At 68.4% G+C, this 21,407-nt stretch carries 23 protein-coding genes and 1 riboswitch; of the genes, 6 read left to right on the top strand and 17 right to left on the bottom strand.

The window, feature by feature from the left end:
* Nucleotides 1-22: 22 nt before the first annotated feature.
* The 14 genes from cobU to VFG17_RS12575 form a co-directional block, all read right to left on the bottom strand.
* Nucleotides 23-544, bottom strand: a complete 522-nt coding sequence (gene cobU, locus VFG17_RS12640; RefSeq protein ID WP_325029826.1) for a bifunctional adenosylcobinamide kinase/adenosylcobinamide-phosphate guanylyltransferase — start codon at nucleotides 542-544, stop codon at nucleotides 23-25.
* Entirely contained in the window at nucleotides 541-1,998 is a 1,458-nt protein-coding gene (locus tag VFG17_RS12635) for a cobyric acid synthase (RefSeq protein ID WP_325029825.1), read from the bottom strand. The genes cobU and VFG17_RS12635 overlap by 4 nt, the downstream gene beginning before the upstream one ends.
* On the bottom strand, nucleotides 1,986-2,936 hold the full coding sequence (gene cbiB, locus VFG17_RS12630) for an adenosylcobinamide-phosphate synthase CbiB (RefSeq protein ID WP_325029824.1): 951 nt from the start codon (nucleotides 2,934-2,936) through the stop codon (nucleotides 1,986-1,988). Before cbiB ends, VFG17_RS12635 begins: the two co-directional genes overlap by 13 nt.
* On the bottom strand, nucleotides 2,929-3,897 hold the full coding sequence (locus VFG17_RS12625; RefSeq protein WP_325029823.1) for an aminotransferase class I/II-fold pyridoxal phosphate-dependent enzyme: 969 nt from the start codon (nucleotides 3,895-3,897) through the stop codon (nucleotides 2,929-2,931). The genes cbiB and VFG17_RS12625 overlap by 8 nt, the downstream gene beginning before the upstream one ends.
* On the bottom strand, nucleotides 3,894-4,613 hold the full coding sequence (locus VFG17_RS12620) for an adenosylcobinamide-GDP ribazoletransferase (RefSeq protein ID WP_325029822.1): 720 nt from the start codon (nucleotides 4,611-4,613) through the stop codon (nucleotides 3,894-3,896). The genes VFG17_RS12625 and VFG17_RS12620 overlap by 4 nt, the downstream gene beginning before the upstream one ends.
* Nucleotides 4,610-5,179, bottom strand: a complete 570-nt coding sequence (locus VFG17_RS12615; RefSeq protein WP_325029821.1) for a histidine phosphatase family protein — start codon at nucleotides 5,177-5,179, stop codon at nucleotides 4,610-4,612. Before VFG17_RS12615 ends, VFG17_RS12620 begins: the two co-directional genes overlap by 4 nt.
* The gene (gene cobT, locus VFG17_RS12610) at nucleotides 5,176-6,192 is read right to left on the bottom strand and encodes a nicotinate-nucleotide--dimethylbenzimidazole phosphoribosyltransferase (RefSeq protein WP_325029820.1); all 1,017 of its coding nucleotides are present in this window, start codon (nucleotides 6,190-6,192) and stop codon (nucleotides 5,176-5,178) included. The genes VFG17_RS12615 and cobT overlap by 4 nt, the downstream gene beginning before the upstream one ends.
* On the bottom strand, nucleotides 6,189-6,596 hold the full coding sequence (locus VFG17_RS12605) for a DUF1636 domain-containing protein (protein WP_325029819.1): 408 nt from the start codon (nucleotides 6,594-6,596) through the stop codon (nucleotides 6,189-6,191). Before VFG17_RS12605 ends, cobT begins: the two co-directional genes overlap by 4 nt.
* On the bottom strand, nucleotides 6,596-7,138 hold the full coding sequence (locus tag VFG17_RS12600; protein WP_325029818.1) for a hypothetical protein: 543 nt from the start codon (nucleotides 7,136-7,138) through the stop codon (nucleotides 6,596-6,598). Before VFG17_RS12600 ends, VFG17_RS12605 begins: the two co-directional genes overlap by 1 nt.
* Entirely contained in the window at nucleotides 7,138-9,093 is a 1,956-nt protein-coding gene (locus tag VFG17_RS12595) for a TonB-dependent receptor plug domain-containing protein (RefSeq protein WP_325029817.1), read from the bottom strand. Before VFG17_RS12595 ends, VFG17_RS12600 begins: the two co-directional genes overlap by 1 nt.
* Before the next feature lie 144 nt (nucleotides 9,094-9,237).
* Nucleotides 9,238-9,421, bottom strand: a riboswitch (cobalamin riboswitch).
* Between the two features lie 338 nt (nucleotides 9,422-9,759).
* Nucleotides 9,760-11,214 (bottom strand): S41 family peptidase, encoded by a 1,455-nt coding sequence (locus VFG17_RS12590; protein WP_325029816.1) that lies wholly within the window; start codon nucleotides 11,212-11,214, stop codon nucleotides 9,760-9,762.
* Between the two features lie 24 nt (nucleotides 11,215-11,238).
* Nucleotides 11,239-11,946 carry an RlmE family RNA methyltransferase gene (locus VFG17_RS12585; protein ID WP_325029815.1) on the bottom strand — a complete coding sequence of 236 codons (708 nt, stop codon included), beginning with the start codon at nucleotides 11,944-11,946 and terminating at the stop codon, nucleotides 11,239-11,241.
* On the bottom strand, nucleotides 11,943-13,031 hold the full coding sequence (locus VFG17_RS12580; RefSeq protein ID WP_325029814.1) for a Ppx/GppA phosphatase family protein: 1,089 nt from the start codon (nucleotides 13,029-13,031) through the stop codon (nucleotides 11,943-11,945). The genes VFG17_RS12585 and VFG17_RS12580 overlap by 4 nt, the downstream gene beginning before the upstream one ends.
* Before the next feature lie 192 nt (nucleotides 13,032-13,223).
* Complete coding sequence (locus VFG17_RS12575) at nucleotides 13,224-13,631, bottom strand: glycine zipper 2TM domain-containing protein (RefSeq protein WP_325029813.1); 408 nt, start codon at nucleotides 13,629-13,631, stop codon at nucleotides 13,224-13,226.
* 164 nt (nucleotides 13,632-13,795) lie between these two features.
* On the opposite strand from VFG17_RS12575, the gene VFG17_RS12570 reads away from it, so the two are divergent.
* Nucleotides 13,796-14,794 carry an esterase-like activity of phytase family protein gene (locus tag VFG17_RS12570; protein WP_325029812.1) on the top strand — a complete coding sequence of 333 codons (999 nt, stop codon included), beginning with the start codon at nucleotides 13,796-13,798 and terminating at the stop codon, nucleotides 14,792-14,794.
* A gap of 37 nt (nucleotides 14,795-14,831) precedes the next feature.
* Here VFG17_RS12570 and rpmB read toward each other — a convergent pair whose 3' ends face one another.
* Nucleotides 14,832-15,125 (bottom strand): 50S ribosomal protein L28, encoded by a 294-nt coding sequence (gene rpmB, locus VFG17_RS12565; protein ID WP_325029811.1) that lies wholly within the window; start codon nucleotides 15,123-15,125, stop codon nucleotides 14,832-14,834.
* A 140-nt stretch (nucleotides 15,126-15,265) separates the two neighbouring features.
* Between rpmB and tadA the strand changes: the two genes are divergently transcribed.
* The gene (tadA, locus tag VFG17_RS12560) at nucleotides 15,266-15,721 is read left to right on the top strand and encodes a tRNA adenosine(34) deaminase TadA (protein WP_325029810.1); all 456 of its coding nucleotides are present in this window, start codon (nucleotides 15,266-15,268) and stop codon (nucleotides 15,719-15,721) included.
* 182 nt (nucleotides 15,722-15,903) lie between these two features.
* On the opposite strand, the gene VFG17_RS12555 is transcribed toward tadA, so the two are convergent.
* Nucleotides 15,904-16,608, bottom strand: a complete 705-nt coding sequence (locus tag VFG17_RS12555; protein WP_325029809.1) for an NAD-dependent deacylase — start codon at nucleotides 16,606-16,608, stop codon at nucleotides 15,904-15,906.
* Nucleotides 16,609-16,716: 108 nt separating this feature from the next.
* On the opposite strand from VFG17_RS12555, the gene dapB reads away from it, so the two are divergent.
* From dapB to VFG17_RS12540, 3 genes are all read left to right on the top strand, one after another.
* Nucleotides 16,717-17,445, top strand: a complete 729-nt coding sequence (gene dapB, locus VFG17_RS12550; RefSeq protein WP_325029808.1) for a 4-hydroxy-tetrahydrodipicolinate reductase — start codon at nucleotides 16,717-16,719, stop codon at nucleotides 17,443-17,445.
* Between the two features lie 5 nt (nucleotides 17,446-17,450).
* Entirely contained in the window at nucleotides 17,451-18,110 is a 660-nt protein-coding gene (gene nth / locus VFG17_RS12545; protein ID WP_325029807.1) for an endonuclease III, read from the top strand.
* 123 nt (nucleotides 18,111-18,233) lie between these two features.
* Nucleotides 18,234-19,604 (top strand): M20/M25/M40 family metallo-hydrolase, encoded by a 1,371-nt coding sequence (locus tag VFG17_RS12540; protein ID WP_325029806.1) that lies wholly within the window; start codon nucleotides 18,234-18,236, stop codon nucleotides 19,602-19,604.
* 3 nt (nucleotides 19,605-19,607) lie between these two features.
* On the opposite strand, the gene VFG17_RS12535 is transcribed toward VFG17_RS12540, so the two are convergent.
* Nucleotides 19,608-20,198 carry a TetR family transcriptional regulator C-terminal domain-containing protein gene (locus VFG17_RS12535; protein WP_325029805.1) on the bottom strand — a complete coding sequence of 197 codons (591 nt, stop codon included), beginning with the start codon at nucleotides 20,196-20,198 and terminating at the stop codon, nucleotides 19,608-19,610.
* Nucleotides 20,199-20,231: 33 nt separating this feature from the next.
* Here VFG17_RS12535 and VFG17_RS12530 point away from each other — a divergent pair, with 33 nt between their 5' ends.
* Entirely contained in the window at nucleotides 20,232-21,404 is a 1,173-nt protein-coding gene (locus VFG17_RS12530) for an aromatic ring-hydroxylating dioxygenase subunit alpha (protein WP_325029804.1), read from the top strand.
* Nucleotides 21,405-21,407: the final 3 nt, after the last annotated feature.

The raw sequence follows: 21,407 nt of genomic DNA, 5'->3' as shown, positions 1-21,407 counted from the left end.
GTTTGCCGCGCTCTCTGCGCGATCAGGGCCCCGGCTTGAGCGTCAGCGGCAGCCCGGCGGTCAGCAGCACGACCTCCGCCGCCGCCGCCGCGACCGACTGGTTGAGCTGCCCCGCCGCGTCGCGAAACGCGCGCGCCAGCGCATTGTCGGGGACGATGCCCAGCCCGACCTCGTTGGCGACGAGGATCAGCGTGCCGTCGAAGCGCGCGACCGCGTCGCATAATTGCCGCCCCGCGACCCGAACGTCGGCGCCCGCAAGCAGCAGGTTCGACACCCACAGCGTCAGGCAATCGACCAGCACGACCGCGCCCGCGCCACCCAGCGCATCGATCGCGGCGGGCAGTTCGCGCGGCGCTTCGACCGTCGACCAGCGCGCATCGCGGTCGGCGCGGTGGCGCGCGATCCGCTCGCGCATCTCGTCGTCGAACGCCTCGGCGGTCGCGACAAAGACCGGGTCGCCCCCGGCGGCCTCGGCGCGCGCCTGCGCATAGCGGCTCTTGCCCGATCGCGCGCCGCCGATCACGAACAGCGACGCCGCGCTCATGCGCCGATCCCCGCGATCCGCAGCATCGCGTCGATGTCGGCGTGTGCGGCAAATTCGGCGGCGATGGCGTCGAGCGCCGCGTCGACATCGGCGGCATAGTCGCGGCCATTCCCCGCCACACCGATCCGCGCGAGCAGCGCGCGGCGCAGCGCGGGCGAGGCGAACAGCCCGTGCAGATAGGAACCGATCACCCTGCCGTCGCCGTTCACCGCGCCGTCGCTCGCGCCGTCCTCAAGCGCTGCGAACGCCCGCCCGGTGCCGGCCCCGCTGGTTTCACCCATATGCATCTCATAACCTTCGACCGGCGCGCCCAGCGCGGTCCCGGTCACCCACCGCAGGATTTTCGCGGGCGACAGCAATGTTTCGACATCGAGCAGGCCGAGCCCCTCGACCTCGCCGGGCGCCCCCTCGATCCCCAGCGGATCGGCGATCCTTTGGCCCAGCATCTGATAACCGCCGCACAGCCCGACGATCATCCCGCCGCGCCGGTGGTGCGCCTTGATGTCGATGTCCCAGCCCTCGGCGCGCAGCGCGGCCATGTCGGCGATCGTCGCTTTCGACCCCGGCAGGACGATCATCGCCGCCTCGGCGGGGATCGGCCGCCCCGGCGGCACCATCACGACCTCGACCCCGGGCTCGAGCTTCAGCGGATCGAGGTCGTCGAAGTTCGAGATACGCGGCAGAATCGGGCAGGCGATCATCCGCCGCCCCTCGTGCGGATCGGCGGGACGTTCGAGGATCACAGCATCCTCGCTCGGCAGGCGTGCCGCCGCGCTCAGCCACGGTATGACGCCCAGCCCCCGCCAGCCACTCCGCCGCTCGATCTCGCGATAACCGTCGTCGAACAGCGCGGGATCGCCGCGGAACTTGTTGATCAGGAAGCCGCGGATCATCGCCGCATCATCGGCCTCGATCACCGCACGCGTGCCGACGATCGAGGCGATTACCCCGCCGCGGTCGATATCGCCGATCAGCACCACGGACACATCGGCGGCGCGCGCGAAGCCCATGTTCGCGATGTCGCCCTTGCGCAAATTGATCTCGGCGGGCGATCCCGCACCCTCGACGATCACGATGTCGCACTGGCCGCGCAGCCGGTCATAGCTTTCGAGCACCTCGGTCATCAACGCGCCGCGCGCTTCGCGGAAATTGCCGCTGCCCAGCGTTCCGCGCACGCGGCCGTGGACGATCAGCTGCGACGTGCGGTCGGCCTGCGGCTTCAGCAGCACCGGGTTCATGTCGCTGTGCGGTTCGACGCGGCACGCGATAGCCTGGAGCGCCTGCGCGCGCCCGATCTCGCCGCCGTCGGCGGTGACCGCGGCATTGTTCGACATATTCTGCGGCTTGAAGGGGAGGACGCGGAGCCCGCGATGGGTCAGCGCGCGGCAGAGCGCGGCGACGAGCACCGACTTGCCGACGTCGGACCCCGTGCCTTGCAGCATCAGCGCAGCCATGCGGCGCCTCCCGCAACTAGCCACAGCAGCAGGCAGGCGCGCAGATAGATGGCGAGCGCGTGGTCGATGTCCTCGCCGCCCGCGTCGCCCCTCGCTTCGATTGCTCCGTCGCCGATCCATGATTTGTCGTGCATCACCCCGTCATAGGCGATCGGGCCTGCGAGCCGAAGCCCCAGCGCGCCCGCCATCGCCGCTTCGGGCCAGCCGGCGTTGGGCGAGGCGTGCTTGTGCGCGTCGCGACACAGGATGCGCCATCCGCCGCCACCCGCGAGGCAGATCAGCCCGCCCGACAGCCGCGCTGGAATCCAGTTCGCGAGGTCGTCGAACCGTGCCGCCGCCCAGCCGAAGGCGCGCCAGCGCTCCTCGCGGTGGCCGATCAAGCTGTCGGCGGTGTTGACCGCCTTATACGCCCACACCCCCGGCAGGCCGAGCAGGAGCAGCCAGAACTGCGGCGCGACGACGCCGTCGCAAAAGCTTTCGGCGAGGCTTTCGATCGCCGCGCGCGACACCCCGGCTTCGTCGAGCGCGGCGGTGTCGCGGCCGACGATCATCGCGACCGCATCGCGCGCGCCGGGCAGGTCGCCCGCGTCGACGCGTTCGGCGACCGCGCGGACATGATCGAACAGGCTGCGCTGCGCGAGCGCGGGCCAGGCGAGGACCGCGACGCCGATCCAGCCCCAGCCGCCCAAAGCCGCGAGCAACAGGCCCTGCGCGGCCCAGCCGAGGCCTGCCGACACGATCAGCAGGATAATGAGTGTCAGAACGCCCAGCACGCGCCGCTTCGCAAAGCCATGCGCCGCCCGGTTCCACCGCGCCTCGCATCCGTCGATGATGCGCGCGAACAGCCCCACCGGATGGCCGATGCGGCGATAGAGTGCTTCGGGCCAGCCGAACGCCGCATCGAGCGCGAGCGCGGTGAGCGCGACGGGCTCAGCCATCGCCCAGTGCCGCGTCGAGCCGTGCCAGCGCGGCGGCATCGGCGGGCAGCCCGAGGCGCAGCCAGCGCGGCTGGTCGGCGAAGGGGCGGGTGAGGATCGCGTGCCGGGCAAGCCGCTCGAACAGCGCCCGGCCGTTATCGGTTTCGATCAGGCGAAACAGCGGACAAGCTCCCGCTGCGCGATAGCCGTGCCGCGCCAGCATCGCATCGAGCGCGGCGGCGTCGCCGGGCAGGCGCCGCCGCGTCGCTTCGATCCAGCTTGCATCGGCATAGGCGACGGCGCCGATCGCGATCGCCGCTTCGGACAGCGGCCACGCGCCCAGCCGCGCGCGCAATGTCGCGACGATAGTTTGTGGGGCCAGAACGAAACCGAGCCGCAATCCCGCGAGGCCGAAGAACTTGCCGAAGGATCGAAAGACGATCAGCTTTCGGTGGTCGGCGACCGCCGCCGCGACGCTCAGCGCCGGGTCGGTGTCGGCAAAGGCCTCATCGACGATCAGCCAGCCGGCGCGGCGTTCGAGCCACTCGAGCAGGCCATCGGGGGCAAGGACGCGCCCGTCGGGATTGTTGGGGTTGGCGAGGATCAGGTTTCCCGCGGCGCCCGGCGCATCGCCCCACCGGGTCTCCGCGCTGCCCGAAATCACCTCGCCATGCGTGCGATAGCCGGGCGCGATGTGGGCGGTATCGCCGTCGATCAGTGTCCCGACGAGGCGCAGCCCGATCTCGCTGCCCGGCACCGCGCAGACATGGCGCGGATCGACGCCGAAATAGTCCGCCGCGACGCGTTCGAGCCGCGACAGATGCTCGGGCTCGGGCAGGCACCGCCAGTCGAACGCGATTCCCCCGGCGCCCGGCCAAGGCTGCGGATTGATTCCCGTCGACAGGTCGATCCAGTCGTCGCCGCCGAATGCGCGTTTCGCGGCCTCGATGCCCCCGCCGTGCCAGGTCCACGGCTCGCTCATGCGACATGCGCCAGCAGCAGCGCGGCGGCGAGCAGCAGGCTTTCGCCGATCTCGATCCCCGCGCCATGCCCGTCGCCCGAAATGCCGCCGATCCGGCGCAGCAGCCACCAGCCCCAGCCCAGGAAGATCAGCGGCGCGGCGAGCAGCGACGGCGACACCCACGCCGCTGCGGCCAGCAGCACACCCCAGATCGCGAAATCGACCGGACGCACCGCGTTGCGGAAGCGCGAACCCAATCCGGCGTGCAGGTCGGGCAGCGCGCGCGACCAGAGCAGCGGCCCGATCCGCGCCGCGAAGGGGACGAGCAGGGCGGCGACGAACGCCTCGCGCTCGAACAGCGCGTGGAGCAGTACGAGCTTCGCGATCAGCTGCAAACCGATCGCGACCACCGCGAAGCTGCCGACATGGGGATCGCTTAGCACTGCCAGCAACCGCTCGCGATCCTTGTGCGCCGCGCCGCTCGCATCGGCGATGTCGCCGAGCCCGTCGAGGTGCAGCGCGCCCGTGACCGCGACCCAGACGATCAGCGCGGCAAGCGCGCCCGTCCATGGGTCGACATGCGCGCCCGCCCAGCCCGCCCCCGCGACGAGCGCGCCGACGATCAGCCCGACCGCGGGAAACCAGCGCATCGACGCGGCGAACTCCGCGCTGGACACCGTGACACGCGGCGTCGGCAGCCGCGTCAGGAACTGGATCGCGACGATCAGCCCCTTCATGCGCAAAGCCCCGCGATCTGCCCGCTCGGCCGCTCGCCGGGCCAGACGTTGAGCGACAGCCGCGCCGCATAGGGCAGGTCGAACGCCCAGAGCTGGCGCTGGTCGAACCCGCAAAGGATATGCAAGGCCGCGCGCATCGCGCCGCCGTGGGTGACGACCAGCGTCGGCACGGGCGCAAGCCCGGCGATGGCGGCAGAAACGCGCGAAACCAGCGCCGACCAGCGCTCGCCGCCCGGCGGCGGATAGGCGTCGGGGTCGTCCCAGAAACGCCCGATTGCCTCACGGTCGATCATGCGCGCCGCCTGGCCATCCCAGTCGCCGAAATCAAGCTCGCGCCAGCGCGGGTCGGTGGCGAGCGGCAGGCCGGTCGCCCGCCCGATCGCCTTACCCGCCGCGCGGCAGCGCCGCAGGTCCGACCCGATCAGGCGCTCGATGCCCAAGCCCTCCGCTCGCGCGACACACGCCGCGATCCCCGCTTCGGTCGGCGCGTCGTCGGTCCGCCCCATCAGCAGCCCCGGCGTTTCGGGGGCGCCGTGGCGCAGCAGGTGGAGCGCGAAGCCGGTCACAGCGACGCCGAAACCTGCGCTTCGGCAAAGGTCGCCATCCGGTCGTGCGCCGCGAGCGCGCTGCGCACGATATTCGCCGCGACCGCCGCGCCGCTCCCTTCGCCAAGCCGCATGTCGAGCGACAGCAAGGGGTCGAGCCCGAGCAGCGCAAGCAGCCGCCGGTGCCCCGGCTCGGCCGAGCAATGGCCCGCGATACAATGCGCCGTGATCGCGGGGTTTGCCGCCGCGAGCGGCGCGATCGCCGAAGTGCAGATAAAACCGTCGAGCAGCACCGGCACGCCGAGCTGGCGCGCGCGCAAAATCGCGCCCGCGAGTGCCGCGATCTCGCGCCCGCCGACGCGGCGCAGCGTTTCGAACGCCGACCGCGGCGCCTCGGCGTGGAAGGCGAGCGCGCTCTCGATCACCGCGATCTTGCGCGCGACGCCGTGCCCGTCGACCCCGGTCCCCGGCCCGGCCCATCCCGCCACTCCGCCCGCGAAGCTGCGCGCGCAGAGCGCGGCGGCGGCGGTCGAATTGCCGATCCCCATCTCGCCGAGCACGAGCATGTCGAGCCCCGCCTCGACCACCGCCGTGCCGCGGTTCAGCGCGTCGAGGCATTCTTCCTCGCGCATCGCGGCATCAACCGTGAAATCGGCGGTCGGCCGGTCGAGGTCGAGCGCGACCACCGTCAGCTCGAGCCCCGCCGCCTCCGACAAAGCGTTGATCGCCGCGCCGCCGTTCGCGAAATTGGCGACCATCTGCGCCGTCACGCTCGGCGGAAAGGCGCTGACGCCGTGGACGGTGACGCCGTGATTGCCCGCGAAGATCGCCGCGCGCGCACGCTCGATCCGTGGCCGCGCGCGACGCTGCCAGCCGGCGAAAAAGATCGCGAGATCCTCGAGCCGGCCGAGCGACCCCGCCGGCTTGGTGAGCTCGGCCTGCCGCACCCGCGCATCGGCGGCGGCGCCGGCGCCGGGTTCGCGAAGATCGGCGAGCGCCGTTTCAAAGGCGGCGATCGAGGAAAAGCTGGTCATTCGGCGATAAATCCTGGCGGCGGGGTGCGGGTGATGAAATGGCCTTTGATGCCCTCGGGCCACAGCGAATAGGCGACGCGGCCATGCTCGCTCGCCGCATATTGCACCGCATAATCGAGGATCGCGCGCGCCGAATCCGCGTCGCCCTGAAAGCGACCGAGCACATAGCCGATCTTGCCGGGCGCGCGCAGGTGGACGGTGCAATGATCCTGACAGGCGAAGAGGCACGCCATTTCCTGCACCGCGATCCCCGCATAGCGCGGCTCGCGTTCCTTGAGGCGCGTCAGCGCCGCGGCGAGCCGCGCGCCGCCCCGCACGCCTTCGGCGTCGTCCCGCGCCGCGCGGCTGTGGCGGCAGGTGTTGCACACCACCACCGCGGGCCCGGGGTCGACGCGCGTCAGCATCAGGCGGTCGCCGCTTGCGGCGGCGCCGGAACGCCCGCCGCGACCAGCGCGCGGTAGAGCGCGTAAAGCCCGATCAGGATCGCGGCGTTCCTTACGAATTGCTCGGCGAGGAGGTCGGGCGCCATCACCGAATGCAGTCCGCCGAGCACGAGCGCCCAGCCGAGAATGATCGCCTTGAACGCGGTAAAGCCCGCCGCATAGGCAAGGGCGAGCCGCGCCGCGACCGAGCGGTAGCGAAGCGCGCCGAGCGCAGCATAGCCTGCAAGCGCCGATCCGAGCGCCGCGGTGCCGAGCCCGGCCGCCCAGCCGAGCGTGCTGCCGTCGCGCGGATAGCCGAGCAGGAAAAGGCCGACGACCTGGCTCGCCGCCCACGCCAGCGCCATCAGCGCGAGCCCGTCGCGGCGGCGCATATGCACCGCCGCGAGCGCCGCGAGCGAGGGGAAGGGCGTCGCGCAGCCGAGCGCGAGCGTCGTCGCCGTGCTCGCCGCGGTCAGCAGCGCGATCCACAGCGTCGAGGCGCCGTGGTTCGACAACGCCGCCATCAGAAACGCCCCCTGATGCCGGCATAGATGCTGCGGCCGAGCGAGCCGTAGCGATAGGCGGTCATATATTCCTCGTCGAAGATATTCTCCGCGCGCGCGAACAGCTTCACCGCGTCGGACAGCGCAAATTCGGCGCGCAGGTCGACGAGCGTATAATCGTCGAGCCGCTGCGCATTGCTCGCATTGTCATAGCTCTTGCCCGACCAGCGCAGCGCCGCGCCGAGTTCGAGCCCGAAACCGAAGGCATAGCTCGCCGACGCATTGGCGCTGTGGCGCGGACGGCGCGGCAACCAGTTGCCGGAATTGGCGCTGTCTTCGGAGCGATCCTCGGCGACGATCCAGCTATAATTGCCGTCGAGCGTCAGCCCGCCGAGCGTGAGTGCGGCGGCGGCTTCGACGCCATGCGCCTCGCTGCGCGCGACGTTGAGATAATAGCCGAAGCGCGGGACCGGCGGGTTGCTGCCGGGGACGGTGCAGAGCGGATCGGTGGTGGGCGACGAACAGCCGTTATAGATGATCTGGTTCTTCGTCGTGCGGTCGAACCAGGTCGCGCCGACGACCAGCTTGTCGCCGAACAGAAGCTGCTCGACCCCCGCTTCCCAGCCATGCGCTTCTTCGGGATCGAGCCCGACATTCCCATATTCGCTGAACAGCTGATAGAGTCCCGGCGCCTTGAACCCCTCGCCATAGCTTGCGCGCAGCACCGTGCCTGTCGGCAGCCGCCACACGCCGCCCGCGGCGAACAAGGTCTGCCCGCCATAGCGACTATGATCGTCGTAGCGGACGCCGCCGTTCAGCGTCAGCCCATCGACCGGTTCGACGCTGAGCTGGCCGTAAGCACTGGTGATTTCGGCCTTGCCGCGCACGAAATCGGGAAGCGGGGTGGCGAGCGACGCCGACGGCGAGCGGCTGCGGAAGTTCGACCGCTCATTCTCGACCCCGAAGATCGCGGTGATCCGGTCGCTGACGTCGAAGCTGCCCTGATATTCCCAGCGCTTGTTCTTGCCATCGGCCTCGAAGCTGCGCGGCCGTTCGCGGTCGGGGTTGAAATTGTCGCGGTTGGTGTCGGTATAGGCATAGGCGATGCGATTGCGGAACCGCCCGCCGACGAGGTCGAAGTTCAGCCCGGCATAGCCGACGAATTCCTTGTTCAGCCCATAGTCGTTGCTGTCGGTGTTGAAGCCGTCGAACTCGACGCGGCCGCCGGAGTAATAACCGCGCACCTCGGCGCTGAGATTGTCGGCGAGCGCCAGTTCGGCGCGGCCCGAGACATTGCTGTTGCGATAGCCGTCGCGCTCGATCCCGCCGAACGCCTCGGCGTGCGACGAAATGCCGTCGGTCGCGAATCGCTGGCCGCCGATCCGCCAGCTCAGCGGACCCGTGCGGCCGCCGATCGCGGCGCGCGCGCTGACCGTCTGGCGCGACCCCGCCTCGAGGTCGAAGCTGCCTTCGAGGGGGCCTTCGGGCGATGCGGTGACGATGTTGATCACGCCGCCGATCGCCTGGCTGCCCCACAGGATCGACTGCGGCCCGCGCAGCACCTCGATCCGGTCGATGTCGCCCGCGAGCAGGTTGGCGAAGTTGAAGCCGCCGCCGGTCGACGACGGATCGTTGAGCTTGACCCCGTCGATCACCGTGACGGTGTGTTCGGACTCGGCGCCGCGGATGCGCAGCGAGGTCGAGGTGCCGTAACCGCCGTTGCGCGACACGCTGATCCCCGGCGTGCGGAGCAGCAATTCGGTGACGCCGATATCCTGCGCGCGGTCGATCGCTTCCTTGTCGAGCACCGCGACCGACGACGGAATCTCGTCGAGCGTCAGCGGCGCGCGCGTCGCGGTGACGATGATGCTGTCGGCATCGGCGGCGACCGCATGCGCCGCTTCGTCGGCGGACGCGGTGGAAGAAGCCGCGACGGCGGCGAGACAGATCGAACTTCGGAAAATCGCTTTGAACATTGGACAAACCCATCGACAATGCCGCCCAGGCGCGCGGCCGATCGGTCGTCCTTCGGGGACGCACGACATCGCCCGCGCGCCTGCGCAGCCAGCTTTGTCGTCATGCGGGTTCACCCCCGTCCGCCCGGCACACCCTGTCCGCGCGAAAGACGACGGCGACGGGCAGGTCTCCTGGCTTGCGGGTCAGCGCCGGTCGGCCGCCTTCTCGGGACCGGGGTCCCAATGGCGTATGGCCGATGGCTCGCCGCGTACAGTTGCAGGGGCAGCCGGGGTTTTCCCGTTCCCTCTTAGTCCCCGTCGCCGGAGAACCTGTCGCTTGCCGCGGCCGTTAGCCCGGTTCGGGGGCGGCGGTCAATCACCGTCTGGAGCGAGTTTTCCGTCGCCCCCGCGAAGGAGTGAAGGGTCGGATTGTCCCCCGGACAATCCTTGGACATGCCGGGGGCATGTCCAACCCTTAACTGGCCGCTGGCAACCTTGAGCGAACGCTGTGGGCGAAATCTGCATCATCCAACACCCGTTCGTGCTGAGCTTGTCGAAGCACCGTCCTTTTTCTGCGGCGCGAAAAGAAAGAACGGCCCTTCGACAAGCTCAGGGCGAACGGATCATATCAAACGCACGATGCTCTAGGCCGATGGCGGCCCTCCGCCTTCGCGGGGACGACGATCTCTAAAACAGCCCCGGCAATTCGCGCTGCGCCGCGCTCGGGCGGTCGGGCACCAGCATCGTGGGCGGCGCCGCGATGGCGAAACGCCGGTCGCGCGACGCGGTGCGCGCGCTCGCGTCGGCGATCCGCGTCGTGCAGGCGTTGCCCGCGAGGAAGTCGATCGCGGCGCGGATCGACGCCTCGCGCGGGTCGCCGAGCGGGAAGCCCAGATCGTCGTTCGCGGCGCAGCTGTTGGCGATCTTCGGCGCCAGCCCGTCGTAATAGTCGCTCTGGCCGCTTGCGTTGCCCGTGGCGAATGCGACGACGCGCATGCGGTCGTCGCATTCGGCCTTGTCGAGCGCGATCTGGCCGACCGGCTTGCCATAGGTATTGCTGCCGACCAGCGTCATATCGGCGCCGAGATAGGGCAGCATCGAATTGATCACTAGTTCGCTCGCCGAGGCGGTCGACCCGGTGCCGATGAAGGCGATCCGCGTCGGCGCGATCGACTGCGCCCCTGGCGCGAAGCGATGCTCCTCGTCCTCGACGGACTTGCTCGGCCGGAAACGCGTCTGCGAAAAGAGCTGGCCCGCGCGTCCCGCGCCCATCAGGTCGCCCATCAGATTGGCCGTCGAAACGAGGCCGCCGCCATTATAGCGAAAATCGATGATGATGTCGGTGACGCCCTGCGCGCGGAAATCGGCAAAGGCGGCGCCGAGCTGGTTGTCGGCCGACGAAATAAAGGTGCGCAGGTTGAGATAGCCGTAGCTACGGCCGCCCTCGCTGATGATCTTGGCGCCATAGCGGTCCGAAACGGGGTCGAGCGCATAGTCGGCCTTGGCGACGGTGACGTCGCGCGTGCCCGCCGCGTCGGTGATACGCAGCACGCGGCTCACCCCCGGGTCGTTCGGGCCGAGCGCGTCGGTGAGTCCCTGGGTCCCCTCGGCCGCGACAATGCTCGCGACGGTGCGCACATTGCCGCTGTTGGTGCCGATCCCGACGATCGCGGTGCCGCGGTCGATCCCCGCCGCAAAGGCCGGCGCGCCTTCATAGGCTTCGGCGATGACGATGCGCTGATTGACCGCGTCATAGGCCATGAGCACACCGAACCCCGCGCTCGATCCGCTATCAAAGAAGGCATTCTCTTCGGCGATCGAGGTGATGTAGGTGAAGAAACGATCCTTGTTCAGCGCGCGCGCCGGAGCGACCAGCGCGTCGATATAGGATTGGACATCGCTATAGGCGCCGGGATTGGCGCTCGCGACGTCGCTCGGGAACAGATACCATTCGTCGATCACCGCCTTGGCAAAGGCCTGGCGCGAGGCGAGTGCGCAATTGGGCGTCGGGGTTGGTGTGGGGCTCGGCGTCGGGGTGACGGTGACCGGGCCGCTGCCCAGCGTTCCTCCGTCGCCGCCGCACGACGCCAGCATCAAAGCCGCGAGCGTTAGCGCAGCTACCGGCCGCCTCGACTTGCCCATCAATATTCTCCCCCGGTTCGACCCTTATTCGGTTTCCGCCTCGCTGCCATCTTGCCGGCCCTTGAACCCTTGCGCGATAACATAGAGTTCGGGCGACCCCTTGCGGCTGGCGGGCGGCTTGGCGTGCTTTACCGTTGAAAAGTATCGCTTTAGTAAAGTCAACAATTCGCGGTCGGCGCCGCCCGCGAACACTTTCGCCACGAAAGCCCCGCCGGGCAGCAAATTCTGCACCGCGAAATCGGCGGCGGTTTCCGCGAGGCCGATCGTGCGCAGATGGTCGGTCTGCGGATGGCCGACGGTGTTCGCCGCCATGTCCGAAATGACGAGGTCGGGGGCGCTGCCCAGCGCCTCGATCAGCTTATCGGGCGCGGCGTCGTCCATGAAATCCATCTCGAGGATCGCGACCCCCTCGATCGGTTCGCAAGGAAGCAGGTCGATCCCCGCGACGCGCGCGCGCGGGTTCGCCTTGCGCACGACTTGCGACCAGCCGCCCGGCGTGATGCCCAGATCGACCACCGCGCGCGATTTCTTGAGGAAACCGAATTTCTCGTCGAGTTCGATCAGCTTGTATGCGGCCCGCGAGCGATAGCCTTCGGCCTGCGCGCGGCGCACATAGGGGTCGTTCAACTGGCGTTGCAGCCAGCGCGTCGACGACACGCTGCGCTTCTTCGCGGTCTTGACCCGCACGTGCAGCCCGCCGCGCCCGCCCCCTTTGCCGCCGCTGCCGCTCATTTGCGATACTCGCGGCGGGTGACGGGTATGTCGCGGCCCTGCATCGCCAGCGTGCGCAGGATGCCTTCGCGGATGCCGCGGTCGGCGACGCCGACGCGCGCGGCGGGCCACAGGTCGATGATGCTCTCGAGGATCGCGCAGCCCGCGACGACCAGGTCGGCGCGCTCGCGGCCGATGCACGCGATCTCGGCGCGGTCGGCGATGCTCGCGTCGGCGAGGCGGCGGCTGATGTCGCGCATCGCGTCGGCGGGGACGACGAGGCCGTCGACCGCGCGCCGGTCGTAGCGCGGCAGGTCGAGGAAGACGCTGGCGAGCGTCGTCACCGTGCCGCTGGTGCCGAGCAGGCGCAGCGGCTCGCCGGCAAAGCGTTCGGCGCGCGCCGCAAAGGCGGCAAAGGCGTCGCGCGTCACCTGGCGCATATGCGCATAGGCGGCTTGCCGGCCCGCGAGGCTGTCTTCGGGCAGCGGCGCGTGCTCGGTCAGCGATACGACGCCCCACGGCACGCTGATCCAGTCGTGGATCTTGACGTCATGCTCCGCAACCTCGACGTGCATCAACTCGGTCGATCCGCCGCCGATGTCGAAGATCAGCGCCGGACCGTCGCCGGGTTCCATCAGATTGTGGCAGCCGAGCACCGCCAGTTTCGCTTCCTCGGCGGCCGAGATGATGTCGAGCACAATGCCCGTCTCGCGGCGGACGCGATCGGCGAGCTCTTCGCCGTTGCTCGCGCGGCGGCACGCCTCGGTCGCGACCGCGCGCGACAGCGAGACGTGGCGGCGGCGCAGCTTGTCGGCGCAGATCGCCAGCGCCGCGACGGTGCGGTCCATCGCCGCGTCGCTGATCCGGCCGGTGCCGTGCAGCCCTTCGCCCAGCCGCACGATGCGCGAAAAGGCGTCGATGACGACGAGCTCGCCATTTTGCGGGCGCGCGATCAGCAATCTGCAATTGTTGGTGCCAAGGTCGATCGCGGCATAGCTGCGCGGGCGCGCGATCGGCACGGGGCGCTCGGCGCTACCCGCTTTTCGTCCTTTATCCGCCGGGCCGGGCCGCGGCGGTCGCCGCGATGGCGCTGCCATTTGCCGCATGGCTATTATTACCTGTCTGCTCACGCGCCCGCAAAACCGCGAACGTGCACTTGGCGGCGAACCTAGGCTTCCGGCGCCCGCATGGCAAGGCCCCCGCCCCGGGGACGGCCGCCCGCAAAGAAAACCCCGCCCGGCGCGGGGCCGGACGGGGGGAAGGGGGAGAGGAAAGTTGTTGGGGGTCGGGACTGCCCCTTAACGGCAGCCGTCATTCCCCTTGTCGATCGCGCGGCCGGCGAGGGCGCCGACGGCGCCGCCGATGATCGTGCCGACCGTCCGGTCGCCGCGGCCCGCGATTTCATGACCGGCGAGGCCACCCGCGATCGCGCCGATCACGGTCCCGCCGGTGCCCTTGTCGCACTGGCGATAATGGCGGCGGTTGTCGCGGTAATAGCGACGGTCATTGCGATAGTCGCGGCGGTCGCGGCGATAATCGCGGCGGTCATAGCGGTTATAACGACGGTCGTCGCGGTCATAGCCGCTGTAATAGCTCGAATAGCCGTCGCGGTCGTAATAGCCGTTCTGCGCCGCGGCGGGAGTTGCCAAGCCCAGCGTCGCGGTGGACATCAGGGCGGCGATCGAGAGAGTCACCATTTTTTTCATCGTCTTTCTCCTTCTTTCGTCACTTGGCCCTTCGGGGCTGTGGTCGATGATCATGTTTTGCCCGATTCGCATTGAGCGAAGCCTGAACATCATTGTTGGCTGCCGTTCAGCTTCGGGCGCCGAAACGCTTCCCTTTCGCTTGGCGGCACCCTAACCCCGCCGCGATGCGCCGCCTCCTCACCGCCGCCCTGATCTTTGCCGCGCTCGGGCCGATGCCGGGAACCGTGATGCGCTTTCCGGAAGTCGACCTGACCGAAAGCGCCGCCGCGCGCCCGGTCGCGTTCGCGCCGGAGGAGGAGGGCGCGCTGCGCTTCGTGCGCGGCTGGCACCTCGTCAGCCCGCACAGCCGCTTCGGCGGCTTCTCGGCGCTCGCGCGGATCGGAGCGGACCGATTTCAGCTCGTCGGCGACAATGGCTATGGGACGCGCCTGACGCTCGATTCGCGGGGAGCGGTTTCCGATGTCCGGATTCGGCCGCTACCGACCCCCTACGGCCGCCCGGCACGCAAGTCGATGATCGATGCCGAGGCGATGTTCGTCGATTCCGCCAGCGGCAAAAGCTGGATCGCGCTGGAGGGAATCAACGAAATCTGGCGACTGGACGCCGACCTCGCGGCGATCGAGGCGCGCCGCAAGCTCCCCCCTCCGCGCTGGCCCTCGAATCGCGGCCCCGAAGCGATGGTGCGCCTCGGCGACGGCCGCACGCTCGTCCTTTCGGAAGATGCCGACAACGATACGCGCGGGCGCGAGGGGCTGCTCTATACCGGCGATCCCGCCGAACCCGGCCCGGCGCCGATCCACTTCTTCTATGCGTCGGACGGGCGCGGGCTCGTCAGCGACGCCGCGCCGCTGCCCGACGGGCGCATCCTGCTCGTCCACCGGCGGCTCGGCTTCGATCCGGTGTTCACGACGATCCTGTCGATCCTCGATCCTACCGATATCGAGGCGGACAGCATCGTACGATCGCGAACGATCGGCCGCATTCCCGCACCGCTCGCCGAAAATTACGAGGGTGGGGCGGTGTCGGTCGAAGGCGGGCGCACTTTCCTCTGGCTCGTCGCCGACAATAATTTCAACATCTGGCAGCGCAGCCTGCTGCTGCAATTCGAACTGGTCGATTTGCCGCCCAAAAGGATGCCGGACAGCAAAAAGGCCGCGCGGTAATCCGGCGGCCTGATTGCATCGGCAATTCGAAGGAGCGTTAAGCGGTCTTTTCGGCCAGCTTCTTCGCGACTTCCTTCTTCACCTTGCGGGCGCCGGCCGACAGCTGGTCGTCGCCGGCCTTCAGCAGCCAGTTGTCGAGGCCGCCGTTGTGCTCGACCGAACGCAGGCCGTGGGTCGACACGCGCAGCTTCACACCCTTGCCGAGCGCGTCCGACAGCAACGTCACATTCTGCAGATTGGGCAGAAAGGTGCGCTTGGTCTTGTTGTTGGCGTGGCTGACATTGTGGCCAACCTGGCGGCCCTTACCGGTCAGTTCGCAGATGCGCGACATGGTCTTCGTCCTCGTCAAAAAATTTCAGGTCGGCGTCCGGGTGCTTCCCGACAAATCGGGCATAACAGGACCGGAGTGAGCCGGGAAAGGCGCGCGCTTATCGGCTTGCCGGAGATTCGTCAAGCGAATAGGGCGCTTTTATGCCCGCGTTTTCCCTCCCCGAACCGATGCGCCGCGCGCTCGATCTGGCTCGTATCGCCGCCGAATGGGGCGAAGTGCCCGTCGGCGCGGTGGTCGTCAAGGACGGCGAGATCATCGCCGAAGGCCACAACCGCCCGCGCGAATCGCACGATCCGACCGCGCACGCCGAAATCGTCGCGATTCGCATGGCGGCGGCGAAGCTCGGCAACGAACGCCTCGACGGCTGCGACCTCTATGTCACGCTCGAACCCTGCGCGATGTGCGCCGGCGCGATCGCCCACGCGCGCATCGCGCGCCTCTATTACGGCGCCGACGATCCCAAGGGCGGCGCGGTCGTCCACGGTCCGCGCACCTTCGCGCAGCCGACGATCCATCACCGGCCGGAGATTTACGACGGAATCGGCGAAGCCGAGGCGGCGGCGCTGCTGCGGGACTTCTTCGCGGCGCGGAGGTAGCGACGGCAAGGGCGGCTTTGGGGTGGGAAGCGGACGTTTCCTATAACCGTCGCCCCCGCGAAGGCGGGGGCCGCTAGCGGCCTTACCCGGCGCCGTTGCATAAACCGACAGCGGCCCCCGCCTTCGCGGGGGCGACGGTTAGGTTCGGCCGAAACCCGCCCCTGCAATATCGCACGGGCCCCTCACCCGCCCAACACCTCCTCCACCCACGCCGGCACCAGCGCCGTCGCCGGCCCGTGCCGCGCCTCGTCGAACCAGTGGCTCCCCTGGCTCGGCTCCATATTGAGCTCAAGCGTCCTCGCCCCCGCCGCGCGCGCCTCGCGCACGAAGCCCGCGGCGGGATAGACCGCGCCCGAGGTGCCGATCGACACGAACAGGTCGGCGCGATTGAGCGCGTGATAGATGTCGTCCATCCGGTACGGCATCTCGCCGAACCAGACGATGTCGGGGCGAAGGCTCCCGGCGGCGCCGCACGCGGGGCAGCCGGGGCGGTCCAGCAGCGGTCCCGTCCACGGGCTGCGCGCATCGCATCCGGTGCACCAGGCGTTCAGATGCTCGCCGTGCATATGGAGCAGCCGCTTCGCCCCCGCGCGCTCGTGCAGATCGTCGACATTCTGCGTGACGATCAAGAGCGCGCCCGGCCATTCGGCGTCGAGCCGCGCCAGCGCCCGGTGCGCCGCATTGGGCTCCTTGGTCTGGATCGCCTCGCGCCGCATGTCGTAAAAGCGCAGCACCAGGTCGGGATCGCGCGCAAAGGCTTCGGGGGTTGCGACATCCTCGACGCGATGCTGTTCCCACAATCCGCCCGCGTCGCGAAACGTGTCGATGCCGCTTTCGGCGGACACGCCCGCGCCGGTCAGGATGACGATATTCTGGATAGGGGACACTCTAACTCCGTTCGTCCTGAGCTTGTCGAAGGACCGTTCTTCCTTCAAAGCGGCGGTATAGCAAGAGCCGCCCTTTCGACAGGCTCAGGGCGAACGGGGATTTGGGTCATGACCAGCATCGGCATTATCGGCAGCGAAGGGCGGATGGGCGTCGCGCTCGCCGCCGCGATCTCCGAGGCGGGACAGCGCAGCTGCGGCGTCGATCGCGGCGGCAATATCGTCCGGCTCGCGAGCGAAAGCGACGTGCTCGTCGATTTCTCCTCGCCCGCCGCGCTCGAAGCGACGCTCGACGCATGCGTCGCGGCAAAGAAGCCGATCGTTATCGGCACGACGGGGCTCGAGGAGCGCCACCATTATCTGATCGACGATGCCGCGCGGGATATTGCTGTGCTCCAGACCGGCAACACCTCGCTCGGCGTCACTTTGCTCGCGCATCTGGTGCGCGAAGCGGCGGCGCGGCTCGACCGCGAATATGATATCGAGATCGTCGAGATGCACCACAGGAACAAGGTCGACGCGCCGAGCGGCACCGCGCTGCTCCTGGGCCAGGCCGCGGCCGAGGGGCGCCGCATCGACCTCGCCAAATGTTCGGAGCGCGGCCGCGACGGCCTCACCGGCGCGCGCGGGCATGGCAAGATCGGTTTCGCGAGCCTGCGCGGCGGCACCGTCGCGGGCGACCATGACGTGATCTTCGCGGGCCCCGAGGAAATGATCACGCTCTCGCATCGCGCCGAAAACCGCATGATCTTCGCGCGCGGCGCGGTGCGCGCGGCGTTGTGGCTGATCCGTCAGAAGCCCGGCCGCTACACGATGCCGCAGGTGCTGGGGCTCAACTGACGCGCATGAAAAAGGCCGATATTTTCGAATTCTACCGCCGTCTGGCCGAGCTCAACCCCAGCCCCGAGACCGAGCTCGAATATGGCAACACCTATCAACTGCTCGTCGCGGTCGTGCTCTCGGCGCAGGCGACCGACGTCGGGGTGAACAAGGCGACGCGGGCGCTGTTCCGGGACGTGAAGACGCCGCAGCAGATGGTCGATCTCGGCGAGGATGGGCTCAAGCAGCACATCAAGACGATCGGGCTGTTCAATGCGAAGGCGAAGAATGTCATCGCGCTCAGCGAAATCCTCGTCCGCGACTATGGCGGGGAGGTCCCCGCCGACCGCGACACGCTCGTCGAACTTCCCGGGGTCGGGCGCAAGACCGCCAATGTCGTAATGAACTGCGCTTTCGGGGCGGAGACCTTCGCGGTCGACACGCATATCTTCCGCGTCGGCAACCGCACCGGCCTCGCCCCCGGCAAGACGCCTCTGGCTGTCGAAAAGAAGCTCGACAAGGAAACCCCCGCACCCTTCCGCGTCGGCGCGCACCACTGGCTGATCCTCCACGGCCGCTACATCTGCAAGGCGCGCACCCCCGAATGCTGGCGCTGCCCGGTCGCCGACCTCTGCCGCTACAAGCCCAAGACGCCCGCGCCGAAGGGGTGGAAGGCGGCCGTATGAAATTCCGTTTGCCCTGAGCTTGTCGAAGGGCCGTTCTTCCTCCAGCATGGCCGGGAAAAGGACGGGGCTTCGACAAGCTCAGCCCGAACGGACGAACAGAAATACTCAAAAGGGGTCAATAATATGCGTTTTGCTTCCGCCTTGCTTGCTTCCGCCGCCCTGCTCGCCGCCGCGCCCGTCCACGCCAAGCCCGCCGACCCCGCGGTGGCGAAGAAAATCCTCAAGGACAGCGTCGCGATCCCGACGGTCGAGGGCCGCGGCAAGGTGCCCGAACTCGCGGCTTATTACGCCGGCGTGCTCAAGGCGGCGGGCTATGCCGACAGCGACATCGAAATCACCCCGATGGGCGAGACCGCGACCTTCGCCGCGACGTTCCACGGCACGACCAAGCAAAAGCCGATCGTGCTGCTCGGCCATATGGACGTCGTCGAGGCCGACCCCAAGGACTGGACGCGCGACCCCTTCGTGCCGGTCGAGGAAAATGGCTATATTTTCGGGCGCGGGTCCGAAGACAACAAGTTCGACATCGCGATGATGGTCGCGACGATGGCCGCACTCAAGAAGGAGGGCTTCAAGCCGAAGCGGTCGATCATCCTGCTCTTGTCGGGCGACGAGGAAACCTCGATGACGACGACGCGCGCGCTCGCCGCCAAATATAAGAATGCCGACTTCGCATTGAATGGCGACGGCGGCGGCGGGCTGATCGCCGAGGACGGCAAGCCGCAATATTATGGGCTGCAGGCGGGCGAGAAGACCTATGCCGACTTCACGCTCGAAGTCACCAACCCCGGCGGCCACAGCTCGCGCCCTTCGGACGTCAATGCGATCGTCCAGCTCGCGAATGCGCTCGCCAAGGTCGGCGCCTATCGTTTCACGCCGCAGCAGAACGAGCTGACCAAAGTCGGCATGCCGATCGTCGCCGACCAGGTCGGCGGAAAGATCGGCGCGGCGTTGAAGGCCTTCGCCGCCAATCCCGCCGACGCCGCGGCGATCGCGACGATCCGCGCCGAGCCCGAATATGTCGGCCAGATCGGCACCACCTGCGTGCCCACCTTGGTCAAGGGCGGCCATGCCGAAAATGCGCTGCCGCAGCGCGCGACTGCGAACATCAACTGCCGCATCTTTCCCGGTGTGCCGGTCGAAACGGTGCGCGCCGAGCTCGAAAAGATCATCGCCGATCCCGCGGTCAAGGTGAACACCGATCCCGACGCCAGCGCCAGCGACGCCTCGCCGCTGCGCCCCGATGTCATGGCGGCGGTGACAAAGGCGGTGCATGCGCGCGCGCCCGGCCTGCCGATCATCCCGTCGATGAGCGCGGGCGCCACCGATAGCTATCATTTCCGGGCGCAGGGCGTGCCGAGCTACGGCGTCGCGGGCCTCTTCTCGAAAGCGAGCGACAGCTTCGCGCATGGCCTCAACGAACGCGTGCCCGTAGACGCGATCGCCCCCGCGCTCGCGCATTGGGACAGTTTGCTGCGCGACCTGTCGAAATAGGGATCAGACGAGCGCGGCGACCGCGCGCTCGACCATCGCGGCGGCCGCTTCGGCGCCGAAACTTTCGGGGTCGAGCGACAATTCGAGCCACAGCCCGTCGACCATCGCAGTCAGCATGATCGCGAGCCGCCCGGCGTCGGCTGCTCCGCAAAGGGCAAGCAGTTCGCCGAGCCGCGCGCGATAGCCCGCGTAACTTTCCGCATGGATTTCGGCCATGCGCGCGTCGCTGCGCGCCAACGCCCAGAAGGCGGTCCACGCGCCGAGCAATTCGGGGTCGGTCACCGGCGGGCGAAAGCTCGCGGTCAGATAAGCCTTGAGCCGCTCACGCGGATCGTGGCCCGCCGCCTCGACCGCGCCGATAAAAATCGCGTCCATCCGGTCGCTCGTCGCCTGATAGGTCGCGGCGATCAGATCGTCGATGCCGCCGAAATAATGGCGGAGCAGCCCCGGCGACACGCCGGCCTTTGCGCAGATCGCGCGCACGTTCGTCCCCGCAAGGCCATGTTCGGCGAGGCACGCCGCGGTCGCCTCGATCAGGTCTGCCCGGCGGGCATCGGCGCTTTCGCGCGTAAAGGCTTGGCGAGCGGCGGTCATATTGTTATACACATGTATAACAAGGACCCGATCATGGCAACGCTGCGCGACACCTTCGACAACATCCAGAGCATCGACCCGCTCGACGGCTGGTCGCTCCCCGCCTGGACCTATAGCGACCCCGATTTCCACGCCGCCGAGACCGACCGCATCTTCCGACCAAGCTGGCAGGTCGTGTGCCACGACAGCGACATCCCGAACCCCGGCGACTGGCACAGCATCGATTATTGCGGCGAAAGCGTCATCGTCGTGCGCGGCACCGACCGTATCGTGCGCGCCTTCACCAACGTCTGCCGCCACCGCGGTTCGCGCCTCGTCGATGGCGCGGTGGGCTGCGCGAAAAAGCTCGTCTGCCCCTATCACGCCTGGACCTACGAACTCGACGGCCGGCTGACCGGCGTGCCCGATTCGGCGAGCTACCCAACGCTCGACAAGGGCAAGGCGGGGCTCGTTCCCGTCGGGCTCGAACAATGGCGCGGCTTCTGGTTCGTGCGGCTCGACGACGATGGCGGCCCGTCGGTCGCGAGCATGATGGCGCCCTATGAAGCGATGATCGAGCCTTATCGGTTCGAAGAACTTGGCGCGCTCGGCCGCGTCACGTTGCGCCCGCGCGAGGTCAACTGGAAGAATGTCGGCGACAATTATTCGGACGGCCTCCACATCCCTGTCGCGCACCCCGGCCTCACGCGCCTGTTCGGCAAAAGCTATGGCGTCGAGGCCGAGGACCGCGTCGACCGGATGTGGGGCGACCTGATTGACCGGCCGTCGGCCAATTGGTCCGAACGCATGTATCAGCGGCTGCTGCCGCCGGTCCCCCATCTGCCCGAGGCCAACCAGCGCCACTGGCTCTATTTCAAGCTCTGGCCCAACGTCGCCTTCGACATCTATCCCGACCAGGTCGATTTCATGCAGTGGCTGCCGACCGGGCCGACGAGCTGTCTGATCCGTGAAATCAGCTATGTCCTTCCCGATGCGCGCCGCGAGATGAAGGCCGCCCGCTATTTGAACTGGCGTATCAACCGCCAGGTCAATGCGGAGGACACCGCGCTCATCACGCGCGTCCAGCAAGGGATGGCGTCGAAGACATTCTCGATGGGGCCGCTCAGCGACAAGGAAGTCTGCCTCAAGCATTTCTGCGCACGGATGCGCGAGCTGATCCCCGAAGCACGGCAGGAGCAGGCCCCGCCGGCGGGGTGGAGCCGCTAACCG

The sequence above is a fragment of the Sphingopyxis sp. genome, assembly GCF_035686825.1.
GTDB lineage: Bacteria > Pseudomonadota > Alphaproteobacteria > Sphingomonadales > Sphingomonadaceae > Sphingopyxis.
Note: the sequence above shows the minus strand (reverse complement) of the source record. Positions and strands in the feature narration are given on the sequence as shown.

Coding starts and splice junctions, on each gene's coding strand:
- VFG17_RS12600 (WP_325029818.1), bottom strand. CDS start 7,138: ATGGCGGCGTTGTCGAACCACGGCGCCTCGACGCTGTGGATCGCGCTG.
- VFG17_RS12620 (WP_325029822.1), bottom strand. CDS start 4,613: ATGAAGGGGCTGATCGTCGCGATCCAGTTCCTGACGCGGCTGCCGACG.
- VFG17_RS12585 (WP_325029815.1), bottom strand. CDS start 11,946: ATGAGCGGCAGCGGCGGCAAAGGGGGCGGGCGCGGCGGGCTGCACGTG.
- VFG17_RS12605 (WP_325029819.1), bottom strand. CDS start 6,596: ATGCTGACGCGCGTCGACCCCGGGCCCGCGGTGGTGGTGTGCAACACC.
- VFG17_RS12535 (WP_325029805.1), bottom strand. CDS start 20,198: ATGACCGCCGCTCGCCAAGCCTTTACGCGCGAAAGCGCCGATGCCCGC.
- VFG17_RS12595 (WP_325029817.1), bottom strand. CDS start 9,093: ATGTTCAAAGCGATTTTCCGAAGTTCGATCTGTCTCGCCGCCGTCGCG.
- VFG17_RS12570 (WP_325029812.1), top strand. CDS start 13,796: ATGCGCCGCCTCCTCACCGCCGCCCTGATCTTTGCCGCGCTCGGGCCG.
- VFG17_RS12580 (WP_325029814.1), bottom strand. CDS start 13,031: ATGCGGCAAATGGCAGCGCCATCGCGGCGACCGCCGCGGCCCGGCCCG.
- cbiB (WP_325029824.1), bottom strand. CDS start 2,936: ATGGCTGAGCCCGTCGCGCTCACCGCGCTCGCGCTCGATGCGGCGTTC.
- VFG17_RS12590 (WP_325029816.1), bottom strand. CDS start 11,214: ATGGGCAAGTCGAGGCGGCCGGTAGCTGCGCTAACGCTCGCGGCTTTG.
- rpmB (WP_325029811.1), bottom strand. CDS start 15,125: ATGTCGCGCATCTGCGAACTGACCGGTAAGGGCCGCCAGGTTGGCCAC.
- VFG17_RS12540 (WP_325029806.1), top strand. CDS start 18,234: ATGCGTTTTGCTTCCGCCTTGCTTGCTTCCGCCGCCCTGCTCGCCGCC.
- cobT (WP_325029820.1), bottom strand. CDS start 6,192: ATGACCAGCTTTTCCTCGATCGCCGCCTTTGAAACGGCGCTCGCCGAT.
- VFG17_RS12635 (WP_325029825.1), bottom strand. CDS start 1,998: ATGGCTGCGCTGATGCTGCAAGGCACGGGGTCCGACGTCGGCAAGTCG.
- nth (WP_325029807.1), top strand. CDS start 17,451: ATGAAAAAGGCCGATATTTTCGAATTCTACCGCCGTCTGGCCGAGCTC.
- dapB (WP_325029808.1), top strand. CDS start 16,717: ATGACCAGCATCGGCATTATCGGCAGCGAAGGGCGGATGGGCGTCGCG.
- tadA (WP_325029810.1), top strand. CDS start 15,266: ATGCCCGCGTTTTCCCTCCCCGAACCGATGCGCCGCGCGCTCGATCTG.
- VFG17_RS12625 (WP_325029823.1), bottom strand. CDS start 3,897: ATGAGCGAGCCGTGGACCTGGCACGGCGGGGGCATCGAGGCCGCGAAA.
- cobU (WP_325029826.1), bottom strand. CDS start 544: ATGAGCGCGGCGTCGCTGTTCGTGATCGGCGGCGCGCGATCGGGCAAG.
- VFG17_RS12530 (WP_325029804.1), top strand. CDS start 20,232: ATGGCAACGCTGCGCGACACCTTCGACAACATCCAGAGCATCGACCCG.
- VFG17_RS12575 (WP_325029813.1), bottom strand. CDS start 13,631: ATGAAAAAAATGGTGACTCTCTCGATCGCCGCCCTGATGTCCACCGCG.